Raw genomic sequence first — 12,296 nt, 5'->3', positions numbered from 1 at the left:
GCATGAGCGCAGCCGCCGATCCCATGCCGGAGATGCCGGACATCCACACCACCGCGGGCAAGATCGCCGACCTGGAGCGAAGACTCGACGAGGCCGTGCACGCCGGCTCGTCGTCGGCGGTGGACAAACAGCACGCCAAGGGCAAGATGACCGCGCGCGAGCGGGTGCTCGCGCTGCTCGACGAGGGCTCGTTCGTGGAGTTCGACGAGTTCGCCCGCCACCGGTCCACGATGTTCGGGCTGGAGAAGCGGCGTCCGTACGGCGACGGCGTCATCACCGGCCACGGCACGATCGACGGCCGCCAGGTCTGCGTGTTCTCCCAGGACGTCACGGTCTTCGGCGGCTCCCTCGGCGAGGTGTACGGCGAGAAGATCGTCAAGGTGATCGACCTGGCGCTCAAGACCGGCTGCCCGATCATCGGCATCAACGAGGGCGGCGGCGCGCGCATCCAGGAGGGCGTGGTCGCGCTCGGCCTCTACGCGGAGATCTTCAAGCGGAACGTGCACGCCTCCGGCGTGATCCCGCAGATCTCGCTCATCATGGGCGCCGCGGCCGGCGGCCACGTCTACTCGCCCGCCCTGACCGACTTCGTGGTGATGGTGGACCAGACGTCCCACATGTTCATCACGGGCCCTGACGTGATCAAGACGGTCACCGGCGAGGAGGTCACGTTCGAGGAGCTGGGCGGGGCCCGCGCGCACAACACGAAGTCGGGCGTGGCCCACTACCAGGCCGCCGACGAGGAGGACGCCCTCGACTACGTCAAGGCGCTGCTGTCCTACCTGCCCTCCAACAACCTGGACGAGCCACCGGCCTTCGCCGCCGCCGCCGACCTGGAGCCCGACCCCGAGCTCGACCTGGTGATCCCCGACTCCCCCAACCAGCCGTACGACATGCACCAGGTGATCGAGCACGTGCTCGACGACGGGGAGTTCCTGGAGGTCCACGCGCTGTTCGCGCCGAACATCGTGGTCGGCTACGGCCGCGTGGACGGCCAGCCGGTCGGGGTCGTCGCCAACCAACCGATGCATTTCGCCGGATGTCTGGATATCGACGCCTCCGAGAAGGCCGCCAGATTTATTCGAACTTGTGATGCCTTTAATATTCCGATCCTGACTTTTGTTGATGTACCGGGATTCCTCCCCGGCACCGATCAGGAATGGAACGGAATCATCCGCCGCGGCGCCAAGCTCCTGTACGCCTACGCCGAGGCCACGGTCCCGCTGGTCACGGTCATCACCCGCAAGGCGTACGGCGGCGCGTACGACGTCATGGGCTCCAAGCACCTCGGCGCGGACGTCAACCTCGCCTGGCCCACCGCCCAGATCGCGGTCATGGGCGCGCAGGGCGCGGTCAACATCCTCTACCGGCGCGAACTGGCGGCCTCCGACGACCCCGACGCCGAGCGCGCCCGGCTCGTCACCGAGTACGAGGACACTTTGGCCAATCCGTACATCGCGGCCGAACGCGGCTATGTGGACTCGGTGATTCGGCCGTCCGAAACCCGGCCGCAAGTTGTCCGGGCACTTCGCGCGTTGCGTAACAAGAGAGCCTCGCTGCCGCCGAAGAAGCATGGGAACATTCCTCTATGAGCGACCACCTGCGCATAGTCCGCGGCGACGCCACGCCCGAGGAGATCGCGGCCGTGGTGGCCGTGCTCGCCACGCGGCGGAGCTCGTACGCCGAACCCGAGAGACCCCGTAGACAAACATGGCGAAACCCCGCCAGAGGTATGCGTAACCCTGGCCTGCCGGGGAAGGCGGCTTGGCGGATGAGCGCACTACCCTAGATAGATCCCGGGAATCGGGTGTCAAGTTCCCCGGGAGTTGGGACTATCTAGAGAAAGTAGGCGTATATAGTCAGCCGATCAACTAACACCGCGGCCTGGAGGACGACATGGCCATCCCAGACCTCATGCCGCATCCTGTGGCAGCCAAGTACGCCGTCCTAGTGGATGTCGGTTATCTCTACGCTGCGGCAGGTGAGGTGCTGCTCGGCGCGAAGGAACGCAAGGAATATCGGGTGGCCGCCGATGAGCTCATCCAGAGTCTACAGAAACATGCAGAGGAACGTATTTCCGGCGAACTTCTGCGGATCTATTGGTATGACGCCGCCCGCGACCGTGTGCCGACCGTCGACCAGCGTGTCATCGCCCAGCTTCCGTGGGTCAAGGTGCGCCTCGGCAACCTCAACGCCCGCGGCCAGCAGAAGGGCGTCGACGCGCAGATCAGGAGCGACCTGGAAGCGCTCGCCCGGCATCACGCGGTGACCGACACGATCCTGCTGGCGGGCGATGAGGACATGGTTCCGGCGGTCGAGGCGGCGCAGGCTTACGGCGTGCGCATCCACCTGTGGGGCGTCGAGCCGCCCTACGGCACCAACCAGGCCGAGCGCCTGGTGTGGGAGTCCGACACGGTGGAAGTGATCTCCGCCGATTTCCTGAGACCGTTTTTCAGTCGCGCTCCGCAGCCGGTCGCCGTCACCCCGCCCGTCACGGCTCCCTCGCCCGCCCAGGTGTTCGCCGGGCGCGCGCCGGTCAAGCCGCACGCCAAGCCCGGCCAGGTCGCCAAGCTGGGGCCCAGCCGTCCGCGCGTGGAGGACGTCGGCGAGCACGTCGCCCAGAAGTGGATACTCACCCGCGGCCGCGACAACATCCGCGACCTGCTGCCCGGCCCGATCCTGCCGACGGTGATCGACACCGAGCTGCTGATCGAGGCGGAGAAGGAGCTCGGGCACTCGCTGCGGCCCTACCCGGAGGCCCGGGTCTGGCTGCGCGACGGGTTCTGGGCGCGCGTCTACCGGGAGTTCGACCTGGGGGTGGGGGTCTCCTCCAAGTAGAGCAGCGTCTCGGCGACCGCCGTGCGGGCGTAGAGCACGTACCGGCCGGTGCGGTGCGCGGTGCACAGGCCGGCCTTGCGCAGCGCCGTCAGGTGCTGGTTGACGCCGGGCTCCGAGAGCCCGGCGCGCTGGGCGAGGTCGCGCGTCGAGGCGGGCTGGTCCAGCTCGGCCAGCAGCCGGGCGCGCGTCCTGCCGAGCACGGCGGCCAGCGCCTCGGGCGGGTCCACCTCGCGGCGCTCCCAGAGCGTCGCGATGCCGCGCGGCGCGTAGCGCACGGTCGGCTGGTACGGCGGCGTCGTGACCGACAGGACCCGCGGCCAGGCGAACACGCACGGCACCAGCAGCAGCCCGAGCCCTCTCAGTGACCGGCGGCCGGACACGTACCGGTGCTCCAGCCGCAGCGTGCCGTCGTCCCAGGTGACGGTGTCGTCGAGGTCGGCCAGCATGCGCTGGGCGCCGCCCTCGGCCAGCAGCCGGGCGCGGTGCAGGATCTCGCCCTCCAGCAGCGACCTGATCCGCGGCCAGTACGGCGCCATCGCCGCCTCCCAGTAACCGGCCACCTCGGTGGCCAGGCGTTCGAGGCCCTGCTCCGGGTCGTCGTAGAGGGCCTGCACCCGTTTCGTCCGGGGACCGCCGATGTGGTCCAGATCCGTGCGCACCCGGGCGGCCGCGCCCCGCATCGTGGCGAGTTCCAGCTCCAGGTCCGGCATGGACGTCGAGGGCGGGGTGCAGGTGAAGCCCGCGATCGAGACGGTGGGCACCGGGACCAGGTCGGACAGCAGCCGCCAGTCCACGTCCTGGAGGCGGCGGCGCACCTGGTCGGCCCAGGGACGCAGGAGCGGGTGCGCGGCCGGGTTCTTCACCACCCGCGCGCTGGCCACGACCTCGCCGAGCGGGGAGACGGCGAAGCGGATGTTGGCGAGGTCGTGGGTGGTGAACGTCAGGTCGAGGGTCATTGAATTTGCTTGTCACTTAATCGATAGCGGCCTTGACCGACATTTCAGCATCCTGCCGACATGTCAGCAACCTTGGTGGAAGCTCCACTCTTGCGGCTTCGCGCGTTCCGCAACCTGTTCGTCGCCGGCGCGGTCAGCCAGCTCGGCAGCCAGATCACCTACGTCGCCCTCCCCCTGCTCGCCGTGACCGCCCTCGGGGCGGGCGCGGGCGAGGTCGGGCTGCTCTCGGCGCTCGCCACGCTCACGGCCCTGGTGATCGGACTGCCCGCCGGGGCGTGGGTGGACCGCGTCCGGCGGCGCCGCCTGATGATCACGATGGACGCCGCACGGGCCGTGGCGCTGCTGTCGGTGCCGGCGGCCTGGTGGGCCGGGACGTTGTCCATGGCGCAGCTCTACGTGGTGACGGTCCTCGTGGGGGCCGGGTCGCTGCTGTTCGACGTGGCGTCCATGAGCATCGTGCCGGGGCTGGTCGGGCGCGAGCGGCTGACGTCGGCCAACTCGCTGCTGGTGGGCACGGCCGCGGGCATGGACGTCGCCGGGCGCAGCCTCGCCGGGGTGCTGGCCCAGGTCGTGGGCGCGCCGCTGGCCGTGCTGCTGGACGCGCTGAGCTACCTGTGGTCGGCGGCCTGGCTGCGCGGCGTCCCCGAACCGGCGCTTGCCGGGGACGGCTCGCCGGAGGCCGCGGGGTCCCTGCGGGCCCGGATCGCGGAGGGCGTGCGGTTCATCCTCGGCAACCGGGTGCTGGTCGCGGCCCTGGTCCAGGGCACGATGGCGAACCTGGCGTTCCCGCTCTGCTCGGTCCTGCTGCCGGTGCTCATCGTCGGGCGGCTCGGCTACCCGGAGTGGGTGTTCGGGGCGTACCTGGCGGTGGGCGGGCTCGGTGTGCTCGCCGGGTCGTCGTCGGCCCATCTGCTCGGCCGGCGCTTCGGCACGGGCCGCGCGGTGTGGCTGGTCAGCCTGGCCACCGCCCCGGCCGCGCTGGTGATCCCGTTCCTCGACGCCGGGCCGTGGTTGTGGGCCGCGGCGGCGGCGTGGTTCGTGCTGACGTTCCGTACCGGGGTGAACAACGTGCTGCTGGTCAGCATGCGGCAGCGGGTCACGCCGGACCACCTGCTCGGCCGGATGACGGCCACCATGCGGCTGCTGCTGATGGGCGCGGTCGGCCTCGGCGGGCTGCTGGCCGGGCTGCTCGGCGAGGTGTGGGGGGTGCGCGCGCCGCTCTGGGCGGGTGCGGTGATCATGGCCGTGAGCTGGCTGCCGATCCACTTCTCAGCCCTTCGCCGATCAGGTCCGAATACCGCTGATCGGCCGTACTGACCTGCTGACCTGCGTTTTCATGGTGAGGTCCGATTTCCGCCGGTCGGCATCCGCGGCCCGCGCATAGTCTCGGGGGCATGTCACCCCTAGAGCTCGACTTCGACTCCTGTTACCGGGCGGTCTCCGCCAGGGACTCCCGGTTCGACGGGCGCTTCTACACCGCGGTGACGACCACGCGCATCTACTGCCGGCCGATCTGCCCGGCGCGTACCCCCTCCTCCAGGAACGTGCGCTTCTACCGGCACGCGGCCTCGGCCGAGGCGGCCGGGTTCCGGCCGTGCAAACGCTGCCGTCCCGAGCTGTCGCCCGGCGATCCCGGCTGGGACCTGCGCGGCGACCTCATCGGCCGGGCCCTGCGGCTGATCGACGACGGAGCCGCCGACGAGCGCGGCGTGGCCGGGCTGGCCCGGCGGCTGCACATCACCGAACGCCACCTGCACCGGCTGTTCGTGGCCGAGCTGGGCGTCGGGCCGCTGGCCGTGGCCCGCACCAAGCGGCTCCTGCTGGCCAAGCAGCTGCTGACGGAGACCGGGCTGCCGGTCACCGAGGTGGCGTTCGCGGCCGGGTTCGGCAGCGTGCGGCAGTTCAACGCCACGATGCGGGAGACGTACGGCTTCACGCCCAGCGAGCTGCGCGCCACGGCCGGACGTCCGGCGGCGCCGCCCGAGCCCGAGGCCGCCGGGCCGGTCACGCTGAGGCTGCGGCTGCACCGCCGCGAGCCGTACGACGTGGCGGGCGTGTTCGGGTTCCTGACCTCACGCGCCATCCCCGGCCTTGAGGTCGCGGGCCCGGAGTCGTACTCCAGGGCCGTGCCGGGCGGGACGATCACGCTCACCCCCCGGCCGGACCACATCGCGCTCGACGTGGCCCTGGCCGACACCCGGCAGCTCGCCCGCATCGTCGCCCGCTGCCGCCGCCTGCTCGACCTGGACGCCGACCCCGACGCCATCGCCGAGGCGCTCGGCCAGACCTCGCTGGCCCCGCTCGTCCAGGCCCGGCCCGGACTGCGGGTGCCGGGCACGTTCGACGGCTTCGAGCTGGCCGTACGCGCGGTGGTCGGCCAGCAGATCTCGGTCGCCGGAGCCCGTACGCTGCTCGGCCGCATCGTCGCCAGGACCGGCGGCCCGCTCTTCCCCACCGCGGCCGAGCTGCGGGAGGCCGACCTGACGGGCCTCGGCCTGACCAACCGCAGGATCGCCACCCTCGCCGACCTGGCGGGCCGGGTCGCCGACGGCGACATCGACCTCGACGGCGGCCAGGACCCGGCCGAGGCCGGCGCCGAGCTGCTGAAGGTGCCCGGCATCGGCCCCTGGACCGCCAGCTACATCGCGCTGCGCGCGCTGCGCGACCCCGACGCCTGGCCCACGGGTGACCTCGTGCTGAACAAGCGCATGGCCGCCCTGGGCATCCCCGACGACCACATCGAACGGTGGCGGCCCTGGCGGGCCTACGCCGCCCTGCACCTCTGGAGCTCTTCATGATCACCGCCCAGGTCCTGCCGACGCCGATCGGCTCGCTCTCGCTGCTCACCCGCGAGGGCGTCCTCGTCGCGGGCGGCTTCACGGCCGACCCGGCGGAGATGTTCGTCCGCCTCACCCCGGCCCTGCAGGCGGAGGGTCTCGACGTGGTGGACGACCTCGGCGCCCCCGCCGAAGCCGTCCGGGCCTACTTCGACGGCGACCTCGACGCCCTGGACGCCGTCCCGGTCTCGCAGCCCGGCTCCCCCACCCGCAAGCGCCTGCACGAAGCGCTGCGCGAGGTCCGCGCGGGGACGACGGTCTCGTACGCCGAGCTGGCCCAGGCCGCCGGCCTCCCCCGTACCGCCGCCCGCGCCGCCGGCTCCGCCTGCGCCCAGAACCTCATCGCCCCCTTCGTCCCCTGCCACCGCGTCCTGCCCAGCACGGGCGGCTACGGCGGCTACTACTACGGCGTCCCGGTAAAGGAATGGCTCCTCGCCCACGAAAGCGGACAAACCCTCAACCTACAGTAATGAGATAACAGCGTTCGGTAATGCGTTCGCATGGTTCACGGAAGGGAGAGCCGAAGGCCTCACTTTCGACCAAGCCTTGCACAGGGCCCAGATCAGGGCCTTGTGCAGGTCCAGCAGAGCCAAGGGCATGGCCGAGGCGATCGTTCGGATCCTGAGGGCAAGGGGCATCCCCGTGCCCGAGGACGCGGCCGAGCGGATACTGCAGTGCCCCGACCCTGAACTCCTCGCCCCCTGGGTCGACTGGGCCGTCACCACCGAGAACGTGGACGAGCTCACCAACTGAGCCGCGGCATAGAATGGGGCTCATGCGACGTTAGACGGCGTAGGCATCATTTGCATGCGCTTGCTAATCGTTGACACGAGCACGAGGAGGGGGTTCACATGCCTCTGGCCGACGACGCCGTGGAGGCGCGTGCCCAGGGGTGGCGCACCCTCGCCGCCCTGCACGCGAAGATCGAGGACAGGCTGGAGAAGGCGCTGCAGAAGGCGCACGGCCTGAGCGTGAGCGAGTACACGGTGCTCGACGCCCTGGCCCGACAGGACGGCTGGCACATGCGCATGCAGCAGCTCGCCCGCGCGGTCGTGCTCAGCCAGAGCGCCACGACCCGGCTGGTCACCCGGCTGGAGAAGCGTGGCCTGCTCAAGCGCTACCTGTGCGAGGACGACCGGCGCGGCATCTACTCCGAGGTCACCCCCGACGGCCGCGATCTGCTGACCGCGGCGGGCCCGACGCACGACACCGTGCTGAAGGAGGTGCTGGCGGAGGCGGCCGAGCAGCCCGAGCTGGCACCGCTGGCCGCGGTGATCGCCTAGGCCCGCCCGGCCGCGGTAGATCGCCCAGGCCCGCCGGCCCCGGTGATCGCCCTGCTCGGCTCCTTACGGCTGCACGTTGCTCTGGATCTCGCCGACCGGCACGTCCCTGGTCGCCCCCGCCTCGACCGGCGCGAACTGGAACGGCACCGCGTCACCCGTCGTCTCCACCGGCCACGACGTGGTGACGGTGAGCCGGTACGCCTCGCGCGGCTGGTCGATGGAGGCCCGCAGGTAACGCACGCCGCAGGTGAACGCGGCCCCCTTGGCGTACGGACGTCCGGCCGCCCCGCAGCCCTCCTCGTGCACCTCCGCCCGGTCCTTCGTGGTGCCCGGGTCGATCTTGATGCTCTTCAGCGTGGCCACCACGGTCACGCTCATGACGCCCGGGATCTCCGCGGTCACCGATCTGCGCCGCTCGCCCAGGCCCTCCAGCCAGACCCAGGTGGGCAGGTTGACGAAGCTCTTGGCGTCGGGGCTCAGCCTGATCGTGGGCTCGGGCACGGTCAGGGACGCCCTGGCGATCTCGGCGAGCTCCCGGATCGTGATCCCGGCGGGCGGCGTCGTGCCCGGCGGCACGAACACGAACGGGTCGAGCGCCGCGAAGCAGACCTGGCCCTTCGGGTCGGAGGCGTCGTACGCCGGGCCCCACCAGCGTCCGTCCTTGCCGACCTTGTCCTTGAACTGCTTGAGGAACTCCTGGAAGCCCTCCTCGGACGCGTCCTTGGTGTACCTGAACCAGTAGTCGCGCAGGGCCTCCTGCGACTTCAGCATCTCGGCGCCCGTCATGCCGGGCTCGTACCAGCAGGGGCGTTTGAGGACGTATCCGTCAGTGTTGCCGCCCTTGGCGCCGTTGCCGGAGATGACGATCCGAGAGTTGCGCAGCTCGATCCCTCTGGTCCGGCCGTGCTCGATGGGGCTGCCGGCCGTCTCGCCGGGGTCGTCGAGCTGGCCCAGCAGCATGAGGGCCGCGGTGGCCAGCGAGATCACGCGGTTCATCGCGCGCATCCTTCCTTGTCATAGAGGAATTCCCGGATCCGCCACACGCCGTCGTCGCCGCGGTGCGCGAGGGCCCTCTGGAGGTAGGGGGCGCGCATGATGGAGGGCTGGGGCGAGACGGCCTCGCCGCTGCTCGCGCTGACCACGCGTGCCTTCGACTCGTCCACGCAGGTGTCGATCTGCGCGCCCTTGTCCAGCACCTTCGTGACCCGCAGGCCGTACAGTCTGGCGACGCCCTGCACCCTTCTGTCCTCCTCGGTGTACCGGCGTACTCCGTCATACGCCTGGCGCACCGCCTGGAGTTCGAGATCCAGATCCTTCAGGTATCGATCGCTTCCCGAGACCATCACCTTGCGGGAGGCGAGGTACCAGTCGGTGATGACGCGCATGAGCGGGTCGCGCCGGGCGGGCCAGTCGATGTCGACCCGCAGCTTCCCGCCGCCGACCTCGACCGTCTCGACGCCGGGCGCGTCCGCGGAGGGCCGCGCCGAGCCTCCCGTCGTGGGCGCCGCCGTCGCCGAGGCGGTCCCTGACGGGCCCGGCTGCGGCGTGTACGGCCGCTCGGCCTGCCCGCACCCCGCCACCAGCAGGACGAGCGCGATCACCGTCATACGTCTCATGCGGACGACTCCCTCACCACGTGGATGCGCCACGAGGGCAGCAGTTCCTCGATCAACGCCTCGGTCTCCGGGGCCATCCCGCCGCCGTACGGGTGGGAGGCGGCCCTGCGGGTCAGGACCTCGACCACGGCCCGCATGCGGACGGCGTCCCCGGTGGCGTGGGTGGCCCGCAGCAGGTCGCGCCAGAGCCCCTCGTCGTCGGTGGCCAGCAGCAACGCCGCCCGGACGGCCGCCACCGCCGCGTCCGGCTCGTCCTGGGCCAGCCGCAGCTCGCACAGCCGGTGGGCCGCGTCGGCCACGCCGGCCGCGACGTCGTACTCCAGGTCGTCGGCCGCCAGCCAGGCGTACCGGCCGGACGGGCGGTTGGCCAGGAGCGGGCCGCGTACCAGACCGAGCGCCTTCTCCAGCAGGACGGTGCGGGCCGTCGGGTCGTGCTGGGAGCGGCGGACCAGCTCGCGGAACAGGGCCCAGTCCGTACGGACCTCGGGGCCGAGCCTGAGCCGCCCGGCCTCGTCGACGTGCAGGTGCTCGGGGCCGAGCCAGTCGGCGACGCGGGCGATGGTGGCGTCCCTGACCATGGTCTGGACCCCGCGCGGCCACAACACGCCACCGAGCACGACGGGATGCACGCCGCCGGGATGCGTGGCCAGGTAGATCAGCAGCTCGGTGGCCAGCGCCATGCGGCCCTCTTCGAGGGGCGCGAGCCCGGCGATCTCGATCGGGCCGAGCATCCTGATCTCGACGGCGGGCGGGTGCAGGCCCTCCAGCGGCTCGGCCTCGGGGTAGGCCTCGCCGTCGAGCCGTCCGGCGGTGCGGAAGAGGTCGATCAGCGCCTTGTAGTGGCGCCGCGGCAGGAGCTGGGCCTCGACCTCGAAGCCCAGCTCGGCGATGCGCGCCTTGCCGTCGTCGCCGATCTCCAGCGTCCAGGTGGCGTGCGGGACGTCGCCGGCCAGGACGTACCCGGCGGTGTCCCGGCGGGCCAGCAGCGCCAGGCGGCGGGCCTCCTCGTGCGTGGGCGCCACGGCCGACAGCAGGTAGTGGGCGTCGCGCGGGCTGCCGGAGACGCGTCCGGTGAGCACCTCCCGGCGCGGCGCGGCGGTCGCCTCCAGCTCGGGCAGCACCTCGGCCAGGCTGCCGACGGCCCTGATCCGGTCGGGGGCGATCACGGTCAGCTCCTCGCCGAACCCGACGAGCGTGATGCGCATGCGGTCGGACCAGCGGTTGGTGGCCAGCTCGACGGCGAGCGCGGCCAGCGCCGCGGTGGTCTGCGGGCCGCGGACGTTGATCAGGCCCTGCGCGGCCTCCAGGTCGATCAGCACCCGGCCGCTCGCGTCCGTGCCGATCGAGACCAGCCCCGGGTACGGCGCGCCGCCCGGCTGCTCCTCCAGCAGGCGGCCTTCGTGGGCGGGCAGGCGCCAGACCTGGCCGCCGTCCTGGGCCGTCCACGGCTCGGGCGGGTCGTCGTCCGGCGGGTGGATCCACAGGTCGAGCGTGCGCGGGGACAGATGGGCGCCGTAGACGGTGGGCGGGGTGCGGTGCTGGGCGGCCAGCTCGGCGCCGAGCAGCCGCAGCCCGATGTCGAGGATGCGCGCGCCCGGCGCGTCGCCGCCCAGCCTGAGCGCGACCTCGGCCTGGGCGGCGTCGTCGCGCGGCCGGACGATCCGGCGCCCGAACACCCTGCGCCACAACTGCTCCCGCCGCCGCCTGGCCAGCAGGGCCAGCAGCCCGGCGGCGGCCAGCGACGCTCCGGCCAGGTAGTCGATCAGGTCGAGGCTCTGGGCCTCCCTGATGGTGATCTCGGGCTGGTCCTGGTGCACGTCGGGCTTGCGGTGCCTGGCCTGGTCCTTCTCGCTCTTCTCGGCGGCCCTGCCCTCCGTCCCCTCCGTGGCCTTCTTGGCGGCGTGGTGCCGGGCGTCGGGCTGGGCGCGGGTGTGGGCCACGCCGGGGTGCTCGCGCAGCGTCTGCTCGCGGGACTGGCCGGCGGGGACGATGTGCACGTTCCTGGCGTCGTCCGGCATGTCGAGCACCCAGCCGGGCCTGATCAGGTCGGCCATGCGCAGGCGGGTGCCGTCCGGCTGCTCCTTGGCCTGGTTGAGTCGGTAAATTTCGGGATATCGGCGGCCGTCTCCCAGGCACTTCTCCGCGATCTCCCACAGGCTCTCGTGGTGCCTCCCGTGCGGGGGCTGCACGACGTACACCTTCTTGGTCTTGTGGGTCTCCAGCGTCTGCTCGACGATCGGCGCGGAGTAGGCGACCGCGGTGACCGGCGGCGCGGCGGGCGGCGCGGCCATCCGCGCGATGGGCGCGATCATGGCCCCGGCCGTGAACAGCAGCAGCACCGCGCCGACGAGCTTGTTGGCCAGCGCCTGCGTGCCGCCCGACAGCGGTACGCGGGCAGGCATCCCGACTCTTCGGACACCTGCGTACACCTCGACCAGCACGCACACGAAGAGCTGGAACCAGGCCAGCCACACCAGCAGCACCAGGACGGCCTGGATCGTGCTCGGCCCGGCCTCGGCGGTGAAGAACCGCAGATCGAGCATCTCGGACGTGACCGGCGGCCCGGCGAACCTGAGCAGCGCGTACGGCACCCCGCCCACCAACGCCACCAGCGCCACCAGCGCCGCGAGCCCGGCGAGCACGTCGCCGAAGGTCCGCCTGGCCGGGATGCGCGCAGGCGGCCGCCTGGGCTGGTGCCGCCCCGGGGGGCGCGCCGGCTCTCGCGTCGGCTCTCGCGTCGGCATCGCCGCTCCCTTCTTCCGTCCA

11 protein-coding genes are annotated in these 12,296 nt (G+C 71.8%); 7 read left to right on the top strand and 4 right to left on the bottom strand.

Translation table 11 applies throughout. The annotated features are described in order from the left end of the window. Nucleotides 1-2: 2 nt before the first annotated feature. The 3 genes from ACWEJ6_RS02745 to ACWEJ6_RS02735 all read left to right on the top strand — a co-directional run bounded on the left by ACWEJ6_RS02745 (nucleotide 3) and on the right by ACWEJ6_RS02735 (nucleotide 2,838). The gene (locus ACWEJ6_RS02745) at nucleotides 3-1,592 is read left to right on the top strand and encodes an acyl-CoA carboxylase subunit beta (RefSeq protein WP_364325929.1); all 1,590 of its coding nucleotides are present in this window, start codon (nucleotides 3-5) and stop codon (nucleotides 1,590-1,592) included. Next, nucleotides 1,589-1,789 carry an acyl-CoA carboxylase subunit epsilon gene (locus ACWEJ6_RS02740; protein ID WP_352361841.1) on the top strand — a complete coding sequence of 67 codons (201 nt, stop codon included), beginning with the start codon at nucleotides 1,589-1,591 and terminating at the stop codon, nucleotides 1,787-1,789. The genes ACWEJ6_RS02745 and ACWEJ6_RS02740 overlap by 4 nt, the downstream gene beginning before the upstream one ends. A 107-nt stretch (nucleotides 1,790-1,896) precedes the next feature. After that, complete coding sequence (locus tag ACWEJ6_RS02735) at nucleotides 1,897-2,838, top strand: NYN domain-containing protein (protein ID WP_352361843.1); 942 nt, start codon at nucleotides 1,897-1,899, stop codon at nucleotides 2,836-2,838. On the opposite strand, the gene ACWEJ6_RS02730 is transcribed toward ACWEJ6_RS02735, so the two are convergent. Next, nucleotides 2,796-3,794, bottom strand: a complete 999-nt coding sequence (locus ACWEJ6_RS02730; protein WP_452420772.1) for a DUF5937 family protein — start codon at nucleotides 3,792-3,794, stop codon at nucleotides 2,796-2,798. The genes ACWEJ6_RS02735 and ACWEJ6_RS02730 overlap by 43 nt on opposite strands. Nucleotides 3,795-3,884: 90 nt before the next feature. Here ACWEJ6_RS02730 and ACWEJ6_RS02725 point away from each other — a divergent pair, with 90 nt between their 5' ends. The 4 genes from ACWEJ6_RS02725 (at nucleotide 3,885) to ACWEJ6_RS02710 (ending at nucleotide 7,914) form a co-directional block, all read left to right on the top strand. After that, nucleotides 3,885-5,111, top strand: a complete 1,227-nt coding sequence (locus ACWEJ6_RS02725) for an MFS transporter (RefSeq protein WP_452420770.1) — start codon at nucleotides 3,885-3,887, stop codon at nucleotides 5,109-5,111. A gap of 77 nt (nucleotides 5,112-5,188) precedes the next feature. Continuing rightward, a complete protein-coding gene (locus ACWEJ6_RS02720; protein ID WP_452420768.1) occupies nucleotides 5,189-6,592 on the top strand; it encodes an AlkA N-terminal domain-containing protein in 1,404 nt (467 codons plus the stop codon). After that, nucleotides 6,589-7,101, top strand: coding sequence for a methylated-DNA--[protein]-cysteine S-methyltransferase (locus ACWEJ6_RS02715; protein ID WP_352325829.1), 513 nt, complete (start codon nucleotides 6,589-6,591; stop codon nucleotides 7,099-7,101). The genes ACWEJ6_RS02720 and ACWEJ6_RS02715 overlap by 4 nt, the downstream gene beginning before the upstream one ends. Before the next feature lie 381 nt (nucleotides 7,102-7,482). Continuing rightward, nucleotides 7,483-7,914, top strand: coding sequence for a MarR family winged helix-turn-helix transcriptional regulator (locus tag ACWEJ6_RS02710; protein ID WP_352361855.1), 432 nt, complete (start codon nucleotides 7,483-7,485; stop codon nucleotides 7,912-7,914). A 63-nt stretch (nucleotides 7,915-7,977) separates the two neighbouring features. Here ACWEJ6_RS02710 and ACWEJ6_RS02705 read toward each other — a convergent pair whose 3' ends face one another. Genes ACWEJ6_RS02705 through ACWEJ6_RS02695 form a run of 3 tightly spaced genes read right to left on the bottom strand, consistent with a single transcriptional unit; the run spans nucleotide 7,978 to nucleotide 12,274 of the window. Continuing rightward, on the bottom strand, nucleotides 7,978-8,910 hold the full coding sequence (locus tag ACWEJ6_RS02705; protein WP_452420765.1) for a hypothetical protein: 933 nt from the start codon (nucleotides 8,908-8,910) through the stop codon (nucleotides 7,978-7,980). Next, a complete protein-coding gene (locus tag ACWEJ6_RS02700) occupies nucleotides 8,907-9,530 on the bottom strand; it encodes a hypothetical protein (protein ID WP_452420763.1) in 624 nt (207 codons plus the stop codon). The genes ACWEJ6_RS02705 and ACWEJ6_RS02700 overlap by 4 nt, the downstream gene beginning before the upstream one ends. Further along, complete coding sequence (locus ACWEJ6_RS02695) at nucleotides 9,527-12,274, bottom strand: BTAD domain-containing putative transcriptional regulator (protein WP_452420761.1); 2,748 nt, start codon at nucleotides 12,272-12,274, stop codon at nucleotides 9,527-9,529. Before ACWEJ6_RS02695 ends, ACWEJ6_RS02700 begins: the two co-directional genes overlap by 4 nt. Between the last annotated feature and the right edge of the window lie 22 nt (nucleotides 12,275-12,296).

This window comes from Nonomuraea sp. NPDC004702 (assembly GCF_053601695.1).
This window is presented reverse-complemented; position numbering and strand designations above follow the sequence as displayed.